Here is a 20,256-nt window from a genome sequence, read left to right as displayed (position 1 = left end):
CCGGGAGACTGACATGGACATGAACAAGCCCCTGAAACGATGGGAACCCGAACCAGACGTTCCGTGCCCCAGCCACTACCCCTGGCAGGCGCACCGGCCCGCAGACATGGACAAGAGCCGGTCCAACGTGATCTGCCCGGGCGCCGATTTGATCATTGCCTGCAACCTGCCAAACCGGGAAGCGATGGAAATCGCTGACGCTCACAACGGCATGTTCACCGAACACGGGACAGACAAAACCAGTCTGATCCACGACTGAATCCAGAAACCGCCCGGAGACATCGATGACCGAGAAAGAAAAGCAACTCTATGACCACATCATATCTGACGTTCTCGAAGCGATCACGCTGAGAACGGCGGACGTGAGCGATGGCGTCGACGTTTCCCGCGCAGCGATCATCGCAGGCGTAGCACTAGAAGTCGTCGCGCAGAGCATAACCGACGTTCTCGCAACGAAGTCCAGCTGACCCGGAGGCTGCATGGCGATGATCAACAAAATAGACCGGGTTGTCATCCGCGCCGTTATAAACGGTGCGGTGACCTTCGATCCGAAGCTGCCGCACCGGTTCGCTTCTGTCGGAAGCGTCCGGCTTTACAAGCCCGTCGTCGGCACCCGCAAATGGGGCATTCTTTTTGGGCATGACGAAAGCGACTATGGGGTGGACCTTGGCACTACAGCCAACATTGCGCTAGACGTCGCCGCCCGATACCTCCAGCGCCTGACTGAACCTGAATCCAGCTGACCGGCCTACTTCCCCAGCGCCTGCCTCACGCCGTTGTAGATATCGACTGCAACGGCTTTCTCTTGTCCGCAGCGGATCAGGGCATCGCCGACGCGCCCCAAGCTGATCTCATCATCCGCGACGGTCCCGCCGCGGCTTAAAAGGACGGAGGGGTGCGGGCAGGGGGCCTCAACCGCAGGCGGCAGCGGTTCAAGGCGCAGACCGCCAGCGCCGCTCCAGGCGCGACAGCCCTGCAGGGCCGATGCCAGGGCGAGCATTGTTAGGATCCGCACGGGCGGCCTCTTCCAGCTCCTGAGACGCAGCAATTTGCGCATTGCGATACCTCTCCAACTCGGCGGATTGCTCCGACAGACGGTCGGCCAGGCGGAACAGCTCCGCCTGACGCGTTTCTTTTTCCACCCGCGCGCGCTCGATCGCCGCGGCCTCGCCAGTGCGGTGGCCATGCGACCAGGTAAGCCATGCGGCAAGCGCCAGCACGGCAGCGCCGCCCAAGGCCCAGGACAGACGCGCCATCACAGGAAGGCGTCCTGCGCTGCCAGCAGCGCCGCACGGGCAAGGGCGCGCTTTTCGTGTGCCTCGTCGGTCGCTTGCTGGCCCTTGGGAGAAGATCCAAAGAAGGGCTCGATCAGGACGGCCGGCGCCCGCCCAGAGATCAGGCTCTCGGAGCCGCGCCCGCTACGCCGCACCTTTACGCCCCTGTCCTTCAGCTTCAGTGCCGCCAGCATGCGATCCTGCAGCGCGATGGAAAACCGCAGAGAAGCCTCGGAGCCGGAGGACAGAACCTCAGTTCCGGTCGCGGCACGGCTGGTATGGCTGTTGAAATGCAGCTCGCAGGTGGCATCGGCACCCCAGTCATCCGTCGCGCGGTACACCCGTTCAATCTCGGCCCGGTATGTGCCAGCGGGCGTGCGGAAAAAGGTCTCGACAGTGATGCGCGGGAACAGGCGCGCCTCCTCCTCGATCAGCTGGGCTAGGTGGCTGTTCCAGCGAAACTCAGTCTCGCCGGTATCGGGGCGCACTGCGCCCTGGGCGCGGGCATTGTGCCCGACGACGATGGCAAGTTTCATGCGATGGTCTCCTTGCAAAAAGAAAGCCCCGGCGCGGGGCCGGGGCAGTTGGGGAGTGTCGTTTATTCAGTCGTGGCGCATTACGCGGCGGCGGCGCCATGGCGGGTAGGCGCAACATATCGGCACACAGGCTATGACCAAACAGAAGATAACCGGTCTATAATTGCACGCAAAACGACGGGTCGCAGGACTTATCCCGCGCCAGAGAAATACTCAGCAAAGCTGACTGCCTTAGTCCGGGTGGTCGCTAGGCCAACCGTTGCAGTGTCCGGTCTCATGCCGGATCACATCTTTAGGTTGGATATTTTGATACACTCGATCAATGGTGATTACGGTGCATTCTCCCTCATAGCGCCAAGCGCAGCCCTTCTGCGTGTTGGTCACTACAAGATCGGAACGGTTTCCTTTAAACAGCTGTCTGCAAAGTGTAACCACTTGCTTTTGCGGAACTCGAACGATAGTCAATGCGCCCGCGTACTCGTGGTCATATCTCGCAGGGGGGTTCCAAACCAAGCGCGGCGGCGGCTCTTGTTCTTTGAGAGTCACGCCTGGCAAAACCATTACAGCTAAAAGCAAAGTAAAAAGGTTGAGTTGCTTCATTACAAAGCCTCTTTGCATTGCAAAATAAAGATACGCTGTACATGTTGGCGCGTTTTAGATCAATTGGAAGTCGGCTCAAACATAAAAATGCATAAAACTCATAAAGGTAGGTTTTATGTTGATTTTAACAATTGCTTGCTTCCCCAGCAAAAAACGCGTCCAGAGCCGCAAGAAGGACTGCCCGAGTCAAAGATAGCTTATCGTGCAGTTCGTCAGTGGCCTGCTGTCCATTAGGGGAAGAACCACGTTTGGCAGCGCTTGCACCAGCCGCAAATCTACTGCTGGTCAGATGATCTTGGGGAGGATCAAAATTAATAGTACGAATATGGCCAGGCCAATGCGCAGAGTGTGCCAGAAGTCGGCGCATGGGTCTTTCTTCTGGCGGCGTAGCACCTTGGGCCGGGTCATTCCCGGCCCTCCGAGTTAGGCCCCTGTTCAATCATCCGTTCGATGATCGTGACTGAAAGTAGACCAACTAGAAACGCCGCCGCACAGAGTGTGCCCAGAGCCCCAGCCATTCCTTCAGGTAGGTCACCAATCCACGGCTTCAGAAGATATGGCGCCAGAACGCCCACGCCGAAGCTGGTGGCGGACCCGATAAATATCACCCGGAGACCTTCGCGCCAGGTGGTTTTCAGCGCGGCCGATCGGACTGCGCCACCCATGGCGCCAAAGATCGCGAGCAATGCGCCGCGTTCGTTGAATATCTCGGTAAACAAGCTTGGCCCTTGGCTCACCGCACTACCTCCTGGCTATCATCTGCCGGTTAACTGCTCGATGGCGTATCGAAACTGATCGCTATTCCTGCGCCAGCTTCAGCAGCACCAGCAGCTGATTGTGCGCCATCGCCAGGCTGCGCAGCGTCATGGCCTTCTGCTGCTTAAGGTCGACCATGCCGACGTCAGCCGTATCAGGCATTTCGCCGATCTTCGTCATCAGCTCAAACAACGGCTTGGATGCAGGGAAGCGTTTGTGAATAGAGGCAAGTTTCGTCTCTGCCTCTGCGCGTTTTTCGTCATCCATTTTCGCGATTTGGGTGGGGTCCAGCATTGTTGTCTCCTATTTGCTAGATTGTTACGGCCAGTACTTGTCGTCGTTGAAATCAGAAGGGATTGGGTCAGTTGCCTTCAGGTCGAAGTAGGCTTGGTAGGCAGGCTGGCGCACCATCGCTGCGGCGGCCAGTATTTGCTGCCACTCGAATGCTGTAACGCTCACAGGGCCCGTGTCTGTCTTGATCCTGATAGCGCCGTCCGGCTGGCCCAAATTAATTAACGCCGTGGCAGCTGGCGAAACTTCATTTACCCAGCGCGCCATGTCGCCTTTAGTGGTCCCGATCCGGTGCACACCCCGATCTTCCCCGAAGTTGTAGTCGAAACCAGCCTCCAGGCGGCGCTCCAGTTCGGCAATAAGTGCGGCGGACCGCCTTTCCCGAGCGCGTTCTGCATTCTGGCCGAAGCTAGGCATCTTTGACCTCCAGTTCTCCAATGAACTCCTGGTAGGGGAAGGTGCCTCTTAGGATCACCGTGTAGCTGCCTGGATCGGTCAGCACCAATTCATCAGCGAGCGGCAGAACCCATTGCGCTGTGTCCCCGTCTTCATTGTGCAGCGTCAACTGCGCACCAGCTGGGCACCAGGAAAGATCTATTTCGGCCGGCGCAGTGAAGAGCTGGCCTTCCAGCGGGGACGGCGGGCGCGGCAATATTGCGAGCGTTGCGGGATCAATACGTTCTTCATCCGCCGACACAGGCACCTCTTCGAGCAGGTGCAGCGCCTTACCTGTGACAGTGAAACTGGCGAAACGCTGGGGGCGCAGGAGTGCTGTTTGCAAAATTTCCCCTGTCAGCTCGTCATATGCGATCAGATTTGCCTTCCGCGCGAGGCTGCGACCATTCCCTGCCATTGCCACCGTCATTTGTAGAACTCCATGATGTCAACGGTATGCTCCCGCATGTTGAAGCCGAATAGGAAGTTTGCCCCGTTGTCACCGCGGTAGACAAACACGTCGAAGTCGATCACATCGCCAGCAGAGTAATCAGTCCCGAGTTCCAGCAAGACGTCTGGGTATTCGAAAATGAGGGGTGTCGACATTTGCGCGGTTCGATAGAAACTGTAGTTGCTCCCCGGTACCAGGAACCCCAGCGCGTCGGACCCGTCAACTCGAACACGCGTGCCAGCAGTCAGGTTGTAGGCACGGCTTGCTCCGGTATTGTAATCCCAGAACGTCATCCCCATGCGTGCGGACGGCATGATCAGCAGCTTTTCTGGCGGATCAGTCGACGGCACTGTGTAGGACAGTTTGGCGCTGGTTACATGATGCATGTTGGTGGTGCCGTTGGCAGCGTAATAGGTGTTGACATCCGACTGCGAGGTCGTGCGGCTGCCTGCATTATAGGCAACGGTGGTAGAGTCAGTCTTGGACAGTCGCACTAGTTCCGTCACGGAACCAGTGGCAAGCTTCAAGCGCCCAACGGCCAGATCAGCAATGACGCCGCTTTGCGCGGTGATGCTATCCGCAACCAGGCGACCGCCGTCCCACAATCCGGTGCCGCTCGGGCTGTAAGGGGATAGGCGGTCCTCCAAGCTATTCGCTTTGGCAAACATCGGTCGCAGAATGTGGAGGTCCGCGACCTGCGCGCCACCGTCAACGTCCGTACCGATAATGCGAACATTCGGCCGGCAGAAGGCCGGGACTTGACCGCCGAGGTCCGCAGGTACCTCAACGATGCCGCCATAACGAAACCAGGACGCGAGGTCGCTGTTGCTGCCTTCTGTACCCGATCCCCAGTTATTGCCATAAGCCAGAGTGTTGCCAATTTCCTCCCCAGCGGAGTTGTACCAATAGACGCGCATCGCAACGTTGACCCGTCTCACTGCCAGCTGGGCTGAGAATTCGAAAAACTCGCCCGGCGTGCAGATATAGCCCGCGCCCAATGCACCGGCATTATCAGAAGCTGGCCGGAAGCTGATGCTGACGTGACCTCCAGTGCTGTTATTAGCGTAGGTGCGCAGTCTTATTGTTGGGTAGAATGCGTTCGAATAGTTCCCGTCGTTGCGGATGATGTGATCAGCACCAGAACCGACCGCGCCACTGGTGAGCCATTCGAACGACGTTACACCGTGGATGAAGTCGCTGTTTTCCAGCAGGTTCTTGCCCAGGCCGACGACAAGCTTGTTCGCTGCCATAGTGCCTTCAGCGATCACGTCGCCCAAAAGTTCCAGCACCGCACCGCCGGTGCCGTCAGGGTCCGACCAGCTGGTTGCCTTGAAGCCTGCGATCTTACCTGAACTTGTCTCGACGGTCAGTCCTGCAAAGGCCAGCGCAAATCCGTCGACATCCGACTGCGTCCCCAACAGGCTGGTAACGGTCGCTGACGTACCGCCGCTGTCCGTGTTCAGCTGGGTGAACAATGTGGCCAGCGCCGTCCCGGTCAGGGCGTTGACGTCTGTATTCCTGATGTCGGTGATTTCACCGGACAGGCTTTCCACCTCAGTGACGTCATCAACCTCAAGGGACTGGATATTAAAGCCGCCAGTGGCGGTATCCATTGTGAAGTCCCCACCACGCACATACATACCTGCGCGCCAGAAAGCATCAGCATTGCTGTCATCGCACAAAACCTCAGTTTCATACATATGCCAGCCGCCCACAGTCAGCGTTTTGGTGCTGAAACCAGGCGCCTCACCTAGATAGGTATAGTCTTTGTCCAGCTTGCGGAAGAACAGGCTGGCCTTGGGGGTTCCAGATGTGACGGTCCCCCACAGGGTGCAGTAAACCCGGATACGGTAGCGGCGGCCCGGCACCGGCGTGAATACGCCCCGCTGGCACATGTACCGAGTATTTCCGTTGATTTCCGTTGGCGCCAGGTTCATGACCCGATAGCCGTTACCGCTCGTGATTAAGCTCCAATCAGCATGCACCGCGTCAGCTGCGCCGGTTTCTCCGGCAGGTTTCGGCGAGCCATTGACGCTACTGGCCCAGAACTTGTCGCCATCCGTGAAATCAGTAGGCAGGTCCATGGCGCGGGTCGTGTCGATATTTGCCTGCAGTGTTTGGTCCGACAGCGCAACAGCACTGTCCGTTTCAGCCGACGTGTAATAGTTCGCGGTCAGATTGGCGTCGGTGCCGTCAATCTGCCCTTGCAGGATCAGTTCACGGGCGGCAATGGCCGCGTCGGTGCTGGCGGCGGTGTAATAGTTCGCGGTCAGGTTGGCGTCGGTATCATCAATCTGCCCTTGCAGGATCAATTCACGCGCGGCAATGGCACTGTCCGTTTCAACGGCAGTGTAATAATTCGCGGTCAGGTTGGCGTCGGTATCATCAATCTGCCCTTGCAGGATCAGTTCACGGGCGGCAATGGCTGCATCGGTATTCACAGCAGTGTAGTAGTTGTTCTGCAGATCGGCTTCGATTACCTGCGCACTGGTCACGTCCTGGTAACGGAACATCGCCACCTGCCAGGTCATATCCCCATAGGTTCCGCTGCTATCCCAGCAGGCGTAAAGGCGCGGCCTGATGTAGTCACCGGCAGCACCACCACTGGGTGTATACCGGCATTTCAGCGTCACCCAGCCATCGGCAACGCGCAGGGGATCTTTTGAGGAATAAAATCCATCCACGCCCGCAGTGCCGGCATACCCCGCAATCGAACCATCCGCATTCAGATGGGTGATAGCCACAATGATCTTTTCACGGCTGCCGCCTGTAACGGTGCTATCCACTGTGCAGCGCACCAGTATTTCAAATTCATAGGTGCGGCCAGCCACAAGGGGCAGGACCGGAACCGGGTTCACAAACTCAAAACCAGCGGACTGCACTGCAAAACCCTTGTCAGTGCTGACAATATCCGCATCCAGAACGCGGACGGGGTTGTCCAGCGGTGCATCCGCGCGCGTCCAGTTGCTGCCGCCCGCCTCGAAAGTGAAAACCCCCTGTGCGTTGCGGTCGATCCGGGAATTCAACGCCGCTTCGGAAGTGTCGGTATAGGCTTCCGCGTCGCTCAACAGGTCGTCCAGCGACTGTTCCAGGCTAACGCCGGAATACCCGGCCAGCAAGCCGTCAAGCTCCGACTGCACCGCAGAGGCATCGCCCACAGCAAGGTCGGCTGTAGACTGTGCGGCGGCGGCATCGGTGAGAGCCTGCAGAGCGTCTGCCGCGGCGGCATCCGCTGATGACTGGGCATCATCGATGGACTGCGTGATGACCGCTGATAAGTCCTCCTCAACAATTCGCACATCTGGAGTGGTTGTTGATTTCCAGCTGGTCCATGATGTCCGCCCCCGCATGCGAGGGCGGATCCTGGCGCGGTACTGGGTGTTGGGCAAAATGCCCTGACCGATCGTGACACCGTCCTCGTTCGCGCGCACGGCTCCGGCGGCGACGTGGCTTTCGTCGGCAACCAATTCGATTTGCCAGTCGACCGCGTCGGCGTCCTCTACGCTGCCCACGACAAGATCAATGCGCAGCGCAGGACGGCGGTCTTCACCAGTACCATCCCGCAGGGCAATACCACTGAATGACCACTCCGTCGCGCCGACAACTCGATCCGTTGGGGTGACCGGAATGGAAACAGGAGGCGCTGGGAGTTCTTGACCGCCAGTCCAGTCGTAATCATCCGGATCGCGTTCTCGAAGGTGGATATCGCAGAAGAGAGTGAACGGCCGGTAGCTGATACCGACCACCTCGAATATCTTATTCACGTACCCATTGCGCGGGCTGGTCCAGCTCACCGAGTCCAGTGCGGACAGGTCGAACGCATCAGGCGGAAGCGTCAGGGTGTGCCGACGCCACCGCCGGTGATCCGCCGCATAACCGGCCGCGATCTGCTGCGCTTGGCCATGGTCAAAACATGCCGGCACGTCCATCTGAACCGGCAAGCGACGGCCACCGTCCTCTGCCTCCCATGTCGCATTGTACTCCGCTGGGGTCTGGATGGGTTCCCAGAGGTGATCAGGCGACGGGTGGGTGATCCTTACAGAGTTGTAGGTCTCCTCAAGGCCCGGGAACGGGTCAAACTTCTGCGGATCGCTGATGGAAATATCATCATCCGAAAATTCCAAAACCGGCGTATCCGGGGCGCCCCATCGGGAACGGAAGACCCCGCCCACCTCTGACACCTGGCCAAGCCCGGCCGCGAGAAGCTCCTCAATGTATGCTGCAGGTTCTTCGTCCACATGGATTTCCAGGCCGCCAGTGAACTGCGGGCGACCATCTAGATCCACGTCGCATTCATTCATGCCAGCAACCCAGTTGGAGAACGGAACATCCTCCGCATCCGAGTCGCCGCCATATGTGTTCCCGTCAGGTAGCGGAATGCCACGAAACAGGTTGTAGGCTTGTACAGCTAGATTTTCGCTCGGCTCCCAAGTGGATGGATTGTCGTGCCGGTGGGCACCGGAACCGCCAGCGGAGGTATCTTTTCGCGGGTCATAAAGGGGAACCCCGTCGAGCTCGAACCGGCACTGTGGAATGCCTTGAAACTGCTCACTGTCAACGTGGAGCATGACAACGGCATAGGCAACTCCGTGACCAATATGGTCAACCGTCCAAGGGTGATCCGGATCACTACTGAACTTTTCTACCAGGAGTGGGTCAGCTTCGGTCTGAGTCCCGTCATAGAAGCGCAAGAAAGCATAATCGTTCCCGTTCCTGCGATACTTAAGAATTGGCACTCCCCAGTCCGGAACGGCCACGGTTCCAAGATCGGTCCATTCGTCCGAGATCATCAAGCGGCGTAGGCTGACCCCGGGCACATCAGACACACTGAAGACCCGCGCATACCACTTGTTTGGCGGTCCACCGTCCGGCGTCCCAAAGGATCCGTGATACTCAAGGTGCCCGCCAGTCATGTACCGGCCGATTGGGAACTTTTGAGGGACATCTTCACCAACTGTCGTACCCTCGACCCGGATGCCTCGATCTTCTCCGCCTTTGCGCTTCGCCAGCGCCTGGGAAAGGAGCGAGAGGCCAAGGGAAAGCGCCGTGTTTACCAGGAATGTGGTCACAGCGGCCGCAGTTACCGTGACGCCAAAAGCCCCCAGTGCCGAAACAATGGCTGCGCTGACAGGGTCGGCGCTTACTGCACACGGGAAGATAGCAAAGCTAAGCGTCAAGAAGAGGATCAAACGCATCAGGACGTCTCCACCCGGAATGCTCGAACGGCATCACTCAGCTGCACGAACCCTACGCCATTCCATCTGGTCAAAACCGCAACCCGCTCCCCTGTTACGATCCCGAGACCGAAGCTACCCCGGCCCGCCGGTACAGAGGCCACATCCCCCGCCCGGGCCATTGCTACTGGGACTTCGCCTAGTTGAGAGGCCGCGGCCTCAACATGATCATCCAATCCGGCCTCCTGCAGCTTCTCCCGGCCTTCTCGCAGCGTCGAATACTCAACGCCAAGCGTCAGATCCTTGCCAGTGATGCACTTCACCCAGCCCGCTGCGAACAGCGCGCAGTCAAAGGTCCCGTATTTAAAGGGCATCGCGTTTGCTTGGGCCAAGTACCCGTTCAGAGCACGCCGCTTCATTACTGCCCACCCTGTGTTTTCGCCGCGCCCCACCAGACTTCCTTGAGACCAGTCGTGCTGGAATACTCCCGAAACCTGTCCGTAGCGTTGCGTTTTTGCTGGTCCGCGTGGGAACGGTAGAGGGCGAGTGTTTTTGTTAGGGCTCGCGCCGCGCTGACCAGGGCTACCTCCGCCTGACCGCCGCCGCCTTCAGACGGGGTTTCGATTGGGGCAGTGTTGATCCACCCCTTGAAAACCCGCTTCAAACTCAGGAGTTCCCTTGTGTCGGTGGAGAGATCCGCAAAATGGATTTCGACCGGCGCAAGTTTGGGTTCATACTCGCGCAGCATTGTGATGACTTCCGGCGTTAGGTGCGGAACCACAACGCGATGCTGCCGCACATCTAAACCAACGCCCCCCTCAATAGGGGGCATGGAGATGATGGCGGGGCCGTAATACGTCCGGTCCTCGCCATTCACGTTGAGCACCTGGACATCATCGCCGGACCAAAGGCCCATGGTCTCTTCCTGGCCGGTCGAGCGGTTCTTTGCCCGCACCCACAGCAGGGCGTGGGAGACCTTATCCTCACGTGTGGAAAGTGCCACTGCTTACCTCAGGGTTTGAGTGAAGGAAAAGCGCGCACCCTCAGTGAACATCGGGCGCGCATTTCCGTAATCCGGGCTCATAAGCCTGGCTTTGATACGAGGGCGAACCAGGTTCACTGCAGTGCCCACTGTGACGCCAGTGCGGACATGAGGCGAAACCTCGAATATAGGCGTCAAGCCTGCTCCGTCTGCGGTGGCGCCTGTCGCAAGTCGATGAACGGCAAAACGCACTGGGTTCGTGCCGTATTGCCATCCGATGTAATCGCCGGCGCTTAACTCATAGCCAGAAGGCAATCCACTCAATGTGAGTGACCTGTTATCGCCGCCAAGGCTGGCGATTACTGGCGTCGAGGCTCCAAGAAGCACCCCGTCAGGATCAGACTTAGGCCCATTGAAACGCGGGTCATAGGCCTCGAAAAACTCACCGGGACGCTGGAGCTTGTCGATCCGGGCCTCAATTTCTTGAGCAACGGAGTAATGCGCCTGAAAACAGGTTATTTCTCCCACCCATAGGGCGGCGCCTAGGCTCGCGGTAAGTACCTCGCCGCTTGCGAGCCGGTTCGTCTCCACCGGCTCGCTGAGACGAAAGCGGATCTGGTGCTTTCTGAGAAGGCCAAAGAAGGTGGTGTCTATGCTCATAGGTTTGACTTCCTCGGGTCCTTAATAATTCCCTTCACCATTCCCGGAAGCGCCGAGCGGCCAAATTCCTTGGTGACGGACACTGCAACTTGCTGGGACCTGTCCGTAATCTGCGCGTTCAGCATTTCGCTATCGAGAATTACTCGAACCACAACCTGCTGCGCCCCTCCGCCGGACCCGGTTGCCCTAATCCCAAGCTTTCCATCTGGAGCTCTGTGCAGAGGGAAAATGCCCTCCGGGCCTGCCTCCCCCATCACACCGGTGCCATCGCGCATAGGGAACAAAGTTGGGCCATCGACCACGCCGCCATTCGCGAATGCCATCACTCGCCCATTGCTGATTGCATTGCCATTGGCATTGAAGAGAAACTTCCCTGCCTTGGTTAGCCAATGATCCTCACCTCCGGAGCCCCCAGTGAGAGCATCGGCCAGTGGACCTAGAATGCCTTTCCTTGCGGTAAGCACCGCCAGCTCTGCCAAGAACGATTGGATCAGGTCTCGGAACTCCAGCTTGCCTGTTTTGGCGAACTGACGGATCGCGTCCTCCATGCCGGAGAACGCGCCCTTAACCGCTTCACCGATGTCGTCCCCAATGCGCTGAGCGTCCTCGGCATAGTCGCCTAGCGCCAGGCCTACGGCTTCCCAGCCGTTCTTTGCCTGGTCGAGCTCGATGACCAGATCCATGACAGCCTTCTTTTCTGCGTCTGTGGCGCCCGAAAGCTTCTCGGAATACTCCAGCATCTTCTTCTTGATCGGGTCGGTTTCACGCAGGACATCCAACTGGTTCTGCAGCTCCTTGACCAGATCGGCCACGTCATCCTTCTCGGACCCGCCCTTGTTTTTCTTATTCTTACGATCCCGAGCGTTCTCACGGGCTTGATCCGCCACCCGGTCGTAGAAGTCTCCCATGGGGTTCTCGTCCCAGGTTTCCTCCGTGCGGGTGCGGAAATTCTCCCAGGCGTCGTCCACCCGAGCGCCAGCAGATGAACCCATTTCATGATAGGTCCCGCTGGCTTTATCCAGGGTGGATGTAATGCCCGCCAGCGCCTTCGTGGAAAGGTTCGTGCCAAAGGTCTCGTTCAGACTCTTGGCAATGCCGTTGATCGCTTGGCCGACATACCAGACCATGTCGTGCATCTTGGTCAGAACGTAAGACACCGCCAGGCCGAAGGCTGACTGGAACATGTCCGGTATGGTGCTCACATAGGTCCGGATCCCGTCTGCCGAGATCTTGACGCCATTTATCAGCGCATTCCCAGCCCAGGTAACGCCCGCGACCACCTTGTCCCATGCCCAGCTGAACCAATCAGAGATCTTGTCCACGGCGGGCTTGATGAACTGGTAGATATCGGAGCCGATCACTTGGAACACGGCCTTTGCGGTATCCCCGAAGGAAACAACCTCCTTGCCGGTATCGTTGATCTCACTGCGCAGGCCAGCAACGGCCACGCCGCCAACGGCCAAAGCGGCGGTCAGGAATGGAATTCTCGTCACGACGCCGGTGACCATCTTGCTAAGGTCGCGGAAAATTCCAGACACGCCGCCATTGCCGAACCCATAAATCTGGGCGATCTGCGTTCCCTGCTGGGCCATGACCAAAAACGGGTTCATGCCCCCGGCCAGAGAAACGCCGATATCGTTGACCTGGTAGAACATCTGCTGCATCCGGAACGTCCCCATGCGGGCAGAGCGGGCCATCTGCTGGACGCCCGCAGCGTTCATGGCAATGTTTGCGCGCATGCGCTCGGCTTCCCGATCGAGCGCGTCGGTGTATTCCTGCGAGGAAATGACCCCCTGTTTTTTAAGCATATTCAGATCGGCCAGGGCGGCCTTGTACTGGCGGGTTGCCGCATAGACAGGGTTGTAGCGGGCGCGCAGGTCGTCCAGCTGCTGGGCCTGCCTGGCCGAGGCCATGGCCGCTTCCTCGGCAGCTCGGGCCGCCTCGCGGTTCGCGGCGGAGATACCTTTGATGCCGTCGATCGCCTGCAGCGAGGCCGTGCGCAAGCGGGCCTTGGCTGCGGCGGCTTCCTCGGTCGTGATCGCGCCCTCCAGCTCAGCCGCTCGCACCTCGGCTACCGCCTGCTTATAGCGGCGGATTTCTGCATACAGCGGATTCAGCTTGGCGCGCAGATCATCCAGAGCCTGACCTTGCCGCAGCATGTCGGATGCGGACATGCCGGAGGCGCTGGTGACGCCGGTGGACTGCATGACCCGGGCCTGCACGTCGGACTCGGCTGGAATGGTACTACGCATGCGCATGGACTCTTGCATGGCCTTGGTAGCCATGGACTCAAGGTCCATGCGCGCCTTCAGGGCAGCGGCACTGATGTGCTGAATGCCGGATTCCGCGATGCTGGAACTCTGCCCGATTTCCTGCATAGCCTCGCGGCCGGCCAGACCGATGCCCCGCATTTCCGCCTTGGTGGCATTGCCCCCTACGGCGGCGAAGCGGACGGCTATCTGCTTTTCACGACTCATCTGTCTGACTGGCTCGCTTGTTCATTTCGGAAACCATGACCTGCTCTAGGTCAGGCAGGAATTCGGCGATCACGAGCCGGTCCATGCCCATTGCATCGCCCAAATTGAGCGCGGCGGTCATGTCCCAGCCGATCACCCGTGTGGACATTCCACTGGCCACACGCATCTGGCCCCCAAGCCGCATGGCTAGGGACCAGACCTTTCGCCCCTCTACCGTTTGCGGCTTGTGGATTTGGCGCGGGCAGGTTTCGCAGACTTCCGGGCACCCCGCGCAGTATTCGTCGCCCCCGCCGTAGTGCCATTCTGCGAGGGCGCGGATCCGTTTTTTTCATGCTGCACATTCAGCCAACGGGCCACATAGACCTCGGTGAAGCGGTCATAGACCGGTGCCAGGGAAATAAAGGCGTCGACGCGATCAGGGGTGACGGGGGCAGGTGATCCATCCGGATCCTCGATCCCCTCCCATTCGGCAATCACCAAGCGGGCCAGGGCGCGGGCGAACAACAGGCCGCCCTTGCCTTTGGCCTTCAGGGCCGCGGCGCGGTCGACCTCGCCGCCCTCTTCATTGCCGTCAATCAAGTCACGGATTTCGTCCGCGAATTCGATCATGGACGGGTCCGCCTTGGCGGCTTCCACCACATCCGACAGGGCCGGTTCTGCGGTGAAGGCGACGGCAGGGGTCACAATGTCCCCCGCCTCGTTTTTGACGGCCGGGAACAGCTCATAGCGCTCCGGGCCGAGGTTAAGGTTCAAACGCATGATGTCTCCTGTGATTTGCGTTTTGGGATCAGGTTGGGTTCGCGTATCCGTCCAGGTCATTGACCAGCGTGGCGGTACACATGCGGCCGGTGACCGGATCGAGAGCCGCTTGCCAGGCAAAGGTCGCCTGCATGCCGCCCGGTCCCTCGATCGGCAGGCGCGGCTGCGGCAGATAGACGGCATGGGCCACCAACTCGAAGCTGGTGTCGGCGTCGATTTCATAGGCAAAGCGCAGCTCGCAGGGATCGCCAGAAGTCGCCTGGTCGAGAAGGGTGGTGTCGGCAAAGCGCACCACAATTTCGCCCGTCAGAGCGGCAATCGAAGGGTCAGCGCCCTCGATCTTGCCGTCGTTCCGGATGGTCTCCACGCGGTCCAGGTTGTTCGTGTAGTTGACCGATCCCGAAACCACGTTGCCCAGCTGGGCGCCTTCGCGCTGAATTTCGCCGTTGAAGGAACCGAACCGCTGCAAAGCCATCTCTTCCAGAGTGCCGGCGCTGCTGGTTGTGGCCTTGTCTTCACCCTGCGCGATGCACTCGACTGTCGCGGTGACCAGGCCGGAGCGCTGCATCTGCCAATTGATGGTGTTTGCCACCACACCGGACATCATGCGGTAGGACGGAACGTCAGGGTTCTGCAGCTCGATCGAGGCAGACGGCAGGGACCAGCTGCCCGAGAGAAACTCGTGGCTGTAGGGCGCCGACGCACCGGTGGTTGTCGGGGCGCCAAACAGCATCTTCAGCCAGATGCCCAGGAACCGCGCGTCGATCGGTACAACGGCGTTGCCGTCGGCGGTGATCGCGTCCTTGACCGGCGGCAGAGGGTCGCGGCCATAGCCCAGAAGCTCGGAATTCAGCAGCGGCTGCTCGCTGCCAAGCGTGCTGGAGGCAAAAGGCACCTTCCAGAAAGAGTTTGCGGCAGGCGGGGTGCCATAAACGGATTCAAACCCGAGCGCCATCTGCGCGCGGGCCCCTTGGGCTCGTGCCATGGTTCAGTCCTTTCTCAGTTGGGTCAGGCCAGAGGGTCGCTCGAGCCGTAGGTAAGGATCACGCCGATGGTGGCGGCCTTCATGCTTTCGGTTCCGGGGGCTTCCAGCTCGACCGGAGCCGGGGCCTCGCCCAACGCATAGTCGCACAAGCCCCCAAGGGTGCGATCGGCGGCAATGGCGGAGCCTACCGCCTGGGTCAGCGTGTCAAACAGCGCGTCCCGCGCCGCCTGGTCGTCCCCTTCGACCACCACGTCCACCTCCGCAGAGTGGTCGTAGATGTAGGTCGGCGGGGAGAACAGAAACTCCGGCTGGCCCGGATCGCCATCGCCCAGGCAGACCCATCCTTCCGCGGGGATCCTGGTCGGTACAATCTGGTTGCGCACCAGCGTTACCCCCGCTGGGATATTGGCTTGCAGCGCGGTGAAGAACGCCTTCAGAACCTGCTCTTTCTTGCTGTCCGGCACGTCTCAGCCTTTCCAGTTTTTCAGAATGAGCGCTGGCAGCTGGCCGCCCCATTTGATGGCATCCCGATCGAGGTCCAGCTTCTTGCGGAGCTTGACCTGTGGGACCAGGACGAAAATCGGTATCGGCTCCCGCCGCTTGATCGCGCGGGGAGAGGTATAACGCCCTCCGCCGCGGCCGCCGCGCCACTTCATCTGGTTCCCGGGCGCCACGGCGCCATCATCCACCAGCAGGCTGTTCTGGCCCTTTCGGTAGACCAGGCGCAGCTGGCGGCCTGTGCGCCGCTCCCAGCCGCCAGGTGTGATGCGGGACCGGTCGCCGCGGCCCGTGGTGTCGGCGCCACGCATGCGCGCCGCCTTGCCCAGTGGGATCGCCAGGAAAAACCCGTTCGGGGACCGAATGGTCGCCCCCTTGTCATGTGCCTCCAGCACCTCTGAGGCGCTGGCGCCGGGGTCTTTCCCGTAAAGGGGGGCGAGCCGCTTGGACCCCTTGTTGCTGGGCGCGTAGACCAGAGATGCCGCGTTTATACTGTTCTGCCGGTCGGGATAGTTGCGGGCGCGCAGAGCGCCGGCCATTCGGTAGCTGAGAGAGGAACGGACCTGGCCGCGCCAGTCCTTCAACAGGCCGCGACCGGCCTCTTTGGTTCCATATGAGACGGCTTTCTCCGCCTCAATGATCTCGTCCAGCATCATGGCCAGAGGATCGCGGCCGTCATGCTTTATGTTGAACCTAAGCGCCATCACGCATGCCCAGCTTCCAGCATAGACCCTCGGTGTCCCGCTGCGGCTCCTCCCGGATGGCAAAGACCTCCCCGCCGATGGTAAAGGTGTCGCCTACCTCGGGGGTCGGAACTTCGGACTTGCGGACGTCAAAGATGATCGAGGCCTGCACGAAACTGGCGCGGTTCCAGTCGGTCGCCACATCGGGCGAGGACTTGATCACGCGCACGGTCACGGCTGGGTCGGAGCCGCCAACGCGATACTCGGCGGAAACCGACATGTTCGGGTCCGCGAAAATCGCGTTGATGGCGGCGCCGAAGACGGTCATGTCGATTAGACCGCGTTGGTGACAGGCACGACGGCACCCAGCCCCGCAATGCCGTTCAGCCGAACAACGCCCAGGGTATCTTCCGCGCCGGAACCGACAGGTGCCACGGCACAGCCGATCAGAGCCGCGTCCTCGGCGACGGTGGTGCAGCGGCTGTTGGCGTCGTCCCAGTACACGGCGGCACCGACGGTCCAGGCCTGAGAGCCTACCTTGGGCAACTCATAGACGCCCTGCAGGTTCAGAACACCTTCCTCGCCGCTGGCAATGTCGCCCGCGGCCACGCCGAACAGGGTGTCCAGCAGAACGCCATCGCCGCTGGAATAGTCGGCGGCGGCGGTGAAAGTCAGGGTGTTGCCCTGAGACTTGAAGTTTTTCATTGGTTCGGTCCTTTCGGAGGGAGAGGGAACAAGAAGCTGGTGCCCGGCCTGCAGGAGACACAGGCCGGGCAGATCGAGGCCGCCCAGGCGGTCGGGACGGCGGCCTCAGATCATTACGCCGGCGCTGCGCCCGGGTTTTTGTACATGCCGCGGTGATCGATGGCCTTGGCCGCGAAGTCGTGGCGGGCCTTGATCTCGATGCCGTCCACCTCGAACCCGGTGCGGGTCTCGGTGAACACGCCATCGTTGCCGTCCAGGTACGCATACTCGACGGTGTCGATCATCGTCGGCATGGCCGAAAGGAACCACGGGTCCTGACCGGAGTCGGGGATCAGACGGCGCTCGGAAACGACCTGCAGCTGGTTCGCGTAGACGTTCACCTCGCTGGTGCTGTTCGGCGTGGTCGAGGTGAGGATCTTGCGCGCTTCAACCACACGCTGGCCCGGAGGCGCGATCAAAAAGGACGGGTTAACGCTGATCTTGTGACCCTCGATGCCGGTCTGCTTGGCATACGCGCGGTATGCCGCCGTCAGGGACGCTTCATTGATCACAGCCGCCGCGCCCAGGTTGCCGTGATCGGCATGGAACAGATTGGTGCCGTCGCCCATAGCCGGGTTCTGCTGCAGGATTGCATAGACGATATCACCCTCGAGGTCGGCGGCGCGGGCTCCGAAGGCCTGCGTAACGCGGGTGAAGGCGCCCAGATCATCGTTGATCAGCATCTGGCGAGTGAAGCCGATGATCTTGCCGTAGGTCGACAGCGCGTAGACCTCTTTGGCCTCGCCCATGGTGCCATACTGGAATTCGCCGGATTCCAGTACCTTCTCGAGGTCGGGCGCACCCGACAGCTGCACGCGGGTCACCGGCTTGAAGTCGGTGATGGTTTCCCGGCGGGCCCAGGCCTGGAAGGTGCGCGGGATTTCGTCGTAGGCGGCCCGCAGGGTCTGGTTCGCGACGTTCGCCAGGATCGTCGGGAAGTCGCTGGTGGAGTGATAGCCGGCAGCACGGCCGAACAGCTGCGCCGCAATCTCCATGCGGGCCATGCCGCGGGTGGACACGCCGCGGCGTTCCAGGTTTTCGCGGCCGATATCCAGCAGAGTCAGGCCGCGGAACTGGCGGCCCGCATCGGACAGCTCGTTAACGCCGGGGTTGATCCGGTGCATCAGAGCGTTGTGCAGCGCATCGCGGAAGGCAATGTCGTTTGCACTTTCGCCGCGCACCTGCGCCGGGGCGGGCTCATAGGTCCGGCCCTCCAGAGGGTCGGTTTCCGCCAGCTTGTCCAGGACCTTCGCACGCACCTGCTCGATGGTCGCGCCCGAGCGGATCAGGTCCGCCTCGAATGCGTCTTCAAGGCCGTGGCGACGGCACAGGTCGGTGATCGCGCCGGTGCGCTCGCGCTCCGCGACAACGGCACGTGCAGCGATTTCCTCCGGAGTTTCCCGCGCTTCCGGGGCGGCGGGCGCCGGGGTGGCAGCGGGGGTCGCGGGCGCTTCAGGCGCGCGGGTTTCGACTTCAGACCCGGGCGCATTGCGGACTTCCTGCCCGGCCGCGGGCTGTTTCGGTTTGGACATGGTGGTCCCTTTCTCCATGGCCGCGGCTGCGGCGGTTTCGCCCTGACGATGCAGGACACAAGCGAAGCGGCTCACCTGCCGCCCCGGTTCTTCCGAGCGAATGTTTGCGCCCGGGTCGGCCGGCATAGCGACGGCCGAAATCTCGTAGGGCTCCCAATCGATAGCCCGGTACAGGTCGCGCTCGCCTTTCTTCTCAGCGGCGCGGATATCGTACTGGTGGACGCGGTAGCCTACGGAAACCTTGTTGATCGTCCGCTCAAGGATGCGATCAATGATCGGCTTGGCATCCTCGGCCGCCGTCAGGCGGATTTTCGCGGTGCCCTTGCCGCCCTTGATGCGGACACTGTCCGGAACGACAGCCCCAAGGGTGTTTCTCGAGTCCCAGCTTCGGTGGCTGTCGAGGAACGGCGCCCCGCCGTTGAGGCGGTCCAGGCGCAGGGCGCGCTCAGACACTTCCAGCTCTTCGTCGTATTCAACAACATCCCAGCCCTCCCAGCGGTAACGCTGGACGGTGGCCCCGGTGGTCCAGACCACCTCAATCGTGCGCTCCTCGTTGTCGATGGATTCGGCGACAACGGTCGCCTCCCGCCCGATCAGGGGGAGTTCAACGGTATCCTTTGCCATTCTGATCAGTCCTTCTGCTCGTCGGCGTCAGGCGCCGGATCATCGGAGCCGTCCGCCGTCGGCGGCTCGCTGGTGGGTTCGGTTTGGAACATGCCCTGACGGGTCACATGGCGGGGATCGGAGTCGAAGATCATGCCCATCTTGTCGATGAGCTTGTTCATGGCGTCGATTTCCCCCAGGACCTCTTCAGCGTTGTAGCCTCGCTTCGAAATCTGCTCCTTCAGCGAGGTGAAGCCCGCACGGGTCTCCAAGAGGTCCGTCTCCGCGTCCTGCTTCGGGTTGACGCTCTCAAACTTCGGAGGAGACCACTCGACCGGAATGGTAGCGGTCGGCAGCAGCCCGGCGGTCCAGGCGGCTTCGGTGAACCAATCCCAAAGCTTCTGGCAGAGCATCGGGATGATGCAGAGCCACTGCGTCATGGTGACCATGCGCCGAAATTCATTGATGCCGACCCGAGAGCTCGAGAAATTGGCCTCCCGCAGGTCGTTGGTGGCCAGCGCGTAGGGTACCCGGAATCCTGCTGACACGATGTGCAGCTGGGTCACATTCCACTCGCGAACCCCGCCCGCGTGGCTGGGGGAGTTGAACTTGATATCCTTGCCGTTTCGGGCATAGGCGAAAAGGCCAGGCTCTAAATTTTCAATCGGATTTCCGTCCTGATCCTCAACGGTCGCCGCGGCGCTGGTGTTGCCGTCGCCATCCTCGCCGATAACGACACCCACCATGCAGGCCTCGGTCTTTTTGCGGACCATTTCGGCCAGCTGCCAATCTCCGTGATCCTGCAGTGCGCGAAGG

Annotated in this window: 25 protein-coding genes; 3 read left to right on the top strand and 22 right to left on the bottom strand. The window is 60.5% G+C overall.

Annotated features, from left to right (window positions below; translation table 11 throughout):
- The first annotated feature begins 13 nt into the window (after window positions 1-13).
- From VOI29_RS03050 to VOI29_RS03040, 3 genes are read left to right on the top strand one after another with little or no spacing between them, the layout of a single operon-like run.
- Window positions 14-259, top strand: a complete 246-nt coding sequence (locus VOI29_RS03050) for a hypothetical protein (RefSeq protein ID WP_323775968.1) — start codon at window positions 14-16, stop codon at window positions 257-259.
- A 25-nt stretch (window positions 260-284) separates the two neighbouring features.
- Window positions 285-467: a hypothetical protein gene (locus tag VOI29_RS03045; RefSeq protein ID WP_323775967.1), complete on the top strand. Its 183-nt coding sequence runs from the start codon at window positions 285-287 to the stop codon at window positions 465-467.
- A gap of 12 nt (window positions 468-479) precedes the next feature.
- Window positions 480-743: a hypothetical protein gene (locus VOI29_RS03040; RefSeq protein WP_323775966.1), complete on the top strand. Its 264-nt coding sequence runs from the start codon at window positions 480-482 to the stop codon at window positions 741-743.
- Window positions 744-932: 189 nt separating this feature from the next.
- On the opposite strand, the gene VOI29_RS03035 is transcribed toward VOI29_RS03040, so the two are convergent.
- From VOI29_RS03035 to VOI29_RS02930, 22 genes are all read right to left on the bottom strand, one after another.
- A complete protein-coding gene (locus VOI29_RS03035) occupies window positions 933-1,256 on the bottom strand; it encodes a hypothetical protein (protein ID WP_323775965.1) in 324 nt (107 codons plus the stop codon).
- On the bottom strand, window positions 1,256-1,810 hold the full coding sequence (locus VOI29_RS03030; RefSeq protein ID WP_323775964.1) for an N-acetylmuramoyl-L-alanine amidase: 555 nt from the start codon (window positions 1,808-1,810) through the stop codon (window positions 1,256-1,258). Before VOI29_RS03030 ends, VOI29_RS03035 begins: the two co-directional genes overlap by 1 nt.
- A gap of 231 nt (window positions 1,811-2,041) precedes the next feature.
- On the bottom strand, window positions 2,042-2,410 hold the full coding sequence (locus VOI29_RS03025) for a hypothetical protein (RefSeq protein WP_323775963.1): 369 nt from the start codon (window positions 2,408-2,410) through the stop codon (window positions 2,042-2,044).
- Between the two features lie 285 nt (window positions 2,411-2,695).
- On the bottom strand, window positions 2,696-2,818 hold the full coding sequence (locus tag VOI29_RS03020; RefSeq protein WP_323775962.1) for a hypothetical protein: 123 nt from the start codon (window positions 2,816-2,818) through the stop codon (window positions 2,696-2,698).
- Window positions 2,815-3,129: a hypothetical protein gene (locus VOI29_RS03015; protein WP_323775961.1), complete on the bottom strand. Its 315-nt coding sequence runs from the start codon at window positions 3,127-3,129 to the stop codon at window positions 2,815-2,817. The genes VOI29_RS03020 and VOI29_RS03015 overlap by 4 nt, the downstream gene beginning before the upstream one ends.
- A 79-nt stretch (window positions 3,130-3,208) precedes the next feature.
- Complete coding sequence (locus VOI29_RS03010; RefSeq protein WP_323775960.1) at window positions 3,209-3,460, bottom strand: hypothetical protein; 252 nt, start codon at window positions 3,458-3,460, stop codon at window positions 3,209-3,211.
- A gap of 24 nt (window positions 3,461-3,484) precedes the next feature.
- Entirely contained in the window at window positions 3,485-3,874 is a 390-nt protein-coding gene (locus VOI29_RS03005; protein ID WP_323775959.1) for a hypothetical protein, read from the bottom strand.
- Window positions 3,867-4,322, bottom strand: a complete 456-nt coding sequence (locus VOI29_RS03000) for a hypothetical protein (RefSeq protein ID WP_323775958.1) — start codon at window positions 4,320-4,322, stop codon at window positions 3,867-3,869. The genes VOI29_RS03005 and VOI29_RS03000 overlap by 8 nt, the downstream gene beginning before the upstream one ends.
- A complete protein-coding gene (locus tag VOI29_RS02995; protein ID WP_323775957.1) occupies window positions 4,319-9,538 on the bottom strand; it encodes a phage tail protein in 5,220 nt (1,739 codons plus the stop codon). Before VOI29_RS02995 ends, VOI29_RS03000 begins: the two co-directional genes overlap by 4 nt.
- Complete coding sequence (locus tag VOI29_RS02990; RefSeq protein ID WP_323775956.1) at window positions 9,538-9,936, bottom strand: DUF6950 family protein; 399 nt, start codon at window positions 9,934-9,936, stop codon at window positions 9,538-9,540. The genes VOI29_RS02995 and VOI29_RS02990 overlap by 1 nt, the downstream gene beginning before the upstream one ends.
- On the bottom strand, window positions 9,936-10,520 hold the full coding sequence (locus VOI29_RS02985; RefSeq protein WP_323775955.1) for a hypothetical protein: 585 nt from the start codon (window positions 10,518-10,520) through the stop codon (window positions 9,936-9,938). Before VOI29_RS02985 ends, VOI29_RS02990 begins: the two co-directional genes overlap by 1 nt.
- 3 nt (window positions 10,521-10,523) lie before the next feature.
- Window positions 10,524-11,159 carry a hypothetical protein gene (locus VOI29_RS02980; protein ID WP_323775954.1) on the bottom strand — a complete coding sequence of 212 codons (636 nt, stop codon included), beginning with the start codon at window positions 11,157-11,159 and terminating at the stop codon, window positions 10,524-10,526.
- A complete protein-coding gene (locus VOI29_RS02975; protein WP_323775953.1) occupies window positions 11,156-13,636 on the bottom strand; it encodes a phage tail tape measure C-terminal domain-containing protein in 2,481 nt (826 codons plus the stop codon). Before VOI29_RS02975 ends, VOI29_RS02980 begins: the two co-directional genes overlap by 4 nt.
- A complete protein-coding gene (locus VOI29_RS02970) occupies window positions 13,626-13,784 on the bottom strand; it encodes a hypothetical protein (protein WP_323775952.1) in 159 nt (52 codons plus the stop codon). The genes VOI29_RS02975 and VOI29_RS02970 overlap by 11 nt, the downstream gene beginning before the upstream one ends.
- Before the next feature lie 62 nt (window positions 13,785-13,846).
- Window positions 13,847-14,395, bottom strand: a complete 549-nt coding sequence (locus VOI29_RS02965) for a hypothetical protein (protein WP_323775951.1) — start codon at window positions 14,393-14,395, stop codon at window positions 13,847-13,849.
- Window positions 14,396-14,423: 28 nt separating this feature from the next.
- A complete protein-coding gene (locus tag VOI29_RS02960) occupies window positions 14,424-15,380 on the bottom strand; it encodes a phage tail tube protein (RefSeq protein WP_323775950.1) in 957 nt (318 codons plus the stop codon).
- A 23-nt stretch (window positions 15,381-15,403) separates the two neighbouring features.
- Window positions 15,404-15,844: an acyl-CoA transferase gene (locus VOI29_RS02955; protein ID WP_323775949.1), complete on the bottom strand. Its 441-nt coding sequence runs from the start codon at window positions 15,842-15,844 to the stop codon at window positions 15,404-15,406.
- 3 nt (window positions 15,845-15,847) lie between these two features.
- Window positions 15,848-16,582 (bottom strand): DUF6441 family protein, encoded by a 735-nt coding sequence (locus VOI29_RS02950; RefSeq protein WP_323775948.1) that lies wholly within the window; start codon window positions 16,580-16,582, stop codon window positions 15,848-15,850.
- On the bottom strand, window positions 16,572-16,889 hold the full coding sequence (locus tag VOI29_RS02945) for a head-tail joining protein (RefSeq protein WP_323775947.1): 318 nt from the start codon (window positions 16,887-16,889) through the stop codon (window positions 16,572-16,574). The genes VOI29_RS02950 and VOI29_RS02945 overlap by 11 nt, the downstream gene beginning before the upstream one ends.
- Window positions 16,890-16,894: 5 nt before the next feature.
- Window positions 16,895-17,266 carry a DUF2190 family protein gene (locus VOI29_RS02940; RefSeq protein WP_323775946.1) on the bottom strand — a complete coding sequence of 124 codons (372 nt, stop codon included), beginning with the start codon at window positions 17,264-17,266 and terminating at the stop codon, window positions 16,895-16,897.
- Between the two features lie 113 nt (window positions 17,267-17,379).
- Window positions 17,380-19,461, bottom strand: a complete 2,082-nt coding sequence (locus VOI29_RS02935) for a prohead protease/major capsid protein fusion protein (protein ID WP_323775945.1) — start codon at window positions 19,459-19,461, stop codon at window positions 17,380-17,382.
- A 5-nt stretch (window positions 19,462-19,466) separates the two neighbouring features.
- Window positions 19,467-20,256, bottom strand: a 790-nt coding sequence (locus tag VOI29_RS02930) for a phage portal protein (RefSeq protein WP_323775944.1), incomplete at its 5' end; no start/stop codon positions are given.

The organism is Leisingera sp., assembly GCF_034669605.1.
GTDB lineage: Bacteria > Pseudomonadota > Alphaproteobacteria > Rhodobacterales > Rhodobacteraceae > Leisingera.
The sequence above is the reverse complement of the archived record's forward strand: the minus strand, read 5'-3'. Positions and strand labels throughout refer to the sequence as shown.

Bases quoted from the DNA above. Each gene is read 5' to 3' on its own strand.
- VOI29_RS03050 (WP_323775968.1), top strand. From the start codon at position 14: ATGGACATGAACAAGCCCCTGAAACGATGGGAACCCGAACCAGACGTT.
- VOI29_RS03045 (WP_323775967.1), top strand. From the start codon at position 285: ATGACCGAGAAAGAAAAGCAACTCTATGACCACATCATATCTGACGTT.
- VOI29_RS03040 (WP_323775966.1), top strand. From the start codon at position 480: ATGGCGATGATCAACAAAATAGACCGGGTTGTCATCCGCGCCGTTATA.
- VOI29_RS03035 (WP_323775965.1), bottom strand. From the start codon at position 1,256: ATGGCGCGTCTGTCCTGGGCCTTGGGCGGCGCTGCCGTGCTGGCGCTT.
- VOI29_RS03030 (WP_323775964.1), bottom strand. From the start codon at position 1,810: ATGAAACTTGCCATCGTCGTCGGGCACAATGCCCGCGCCCAGGGCGCA.
- VOI29_RS03025 (WP_323775963.1), bottom strand. From the start codon at position 2,410: ATGAAGCAACTCAACCTTTTTACTTTGCTTTTAGCTGTAATGGTTTTG.
- VOI29_RS03020 (WP_323775962.1), bottom strand. From the start codon at position 2,818: ATGACCCGGCCCAAGGTGCTACGCCGCCAGAAGAAAGACCCATGCGCC.
- VOI29_RS03010 (WP_323775960.1), bottom strand. From the start codon at position 3,460: ATGCTGGACCCCACCCAAATCGCGAAAATGGATGACGAAAAACGCGCA.
- VOI29_RS03005 (WP_323775959.1), bottom strand. From the start codon at position 3,874: ATGCCTAGCTTCGGCCAGAATGCAGAACGCGCTCGGGAAAGGCGGTCC.
- VOI29_RS03000 (WP_323775958.1), bottom strand. From the start codon at position 4,322: ATGACGGTGGCAATGGCAGGGAATGGTCGCAGCCTCGCGCGGAAGGCA.
- VOI29_RS02995 (WP_323775957.1), bottom strand. From the start codon at position 9,538: ATGCGTTTGATCCTCTTCTTGACGCTTAGCTTTGCTATCTTCCCGTGT.
- VOI29_RS02990 (WP_323775956.1), bottom strand. From the start codon at position 9,936: ATGAAGCGGCGTGCTCTGAACGGGTACTTGGCCCAAGCAAACGCGATG.
- VOI29_RS02980 (WP_323775954.1), bottom strand. From the start codon at position 11,159: ATGAGCATAGACACCACCTTCTTTGGCCTTCTCAGAAAGCACCAGATC.
- VOI29_RS02975 (WP_323775953.1), bottom strand. From the start codon at position 13,636: ATGAGTCGTGAAAAGCAGATAGCCGTCCGCTTCGCCGCCGTAGGGGGC.
- VOI29_RS02970 (WP_323775952.1), bottom strand. From the start codon at position 13,784: ATGTCCACACGGGTGATCGGCTGGGACATGACCGCCGCGCTCAATTTG.
- VOI29_RS02965 (WP_323775951.1), bottom strand. From the start codon at position 14,395: ATGCGTTTGAACCTTAACCTCGGCCCGGAGCGCTATGAGCTGTTCCCG.
- VOI29_RS02960 (WP_323775950.1), bottom strand. From the start codon at position 15,380: ATGGCACGAGCCCAAGGGGCCCGCGCGCAGATGGCGCTCGGGTTTGAA.
- VOI29_RS02950 (WP_323775948.1), bottom strand. From the start codon at position 16,582: ATGGCGCTTAGGTTCAACATAAAGCATGACGGCCGCGATCCTCTGGCC.
- VOI29_RS02945 (WP_323775947.1), bottom strand. From the start codon at position 16,889: ATGACCGTCTTCGGCGCCGCCATCAACGCGATTTTCGCGGACCCGAAC.
- VOI29_RS02940 (WP_323775946.1), bottom strand. From the start codon at position 17,266: ATGAAAAACTTCAAGTCTCAGGGCAACACCCTGACTTTCACCGCCGCC.
- VOI29_RS02935 (WP_323775945.1), bottom strand. From the start codon at position 19,461: ATGGCAAAGGATACCGTTGAACTCCCCCTGATCGGGCGGGAGGCGACC.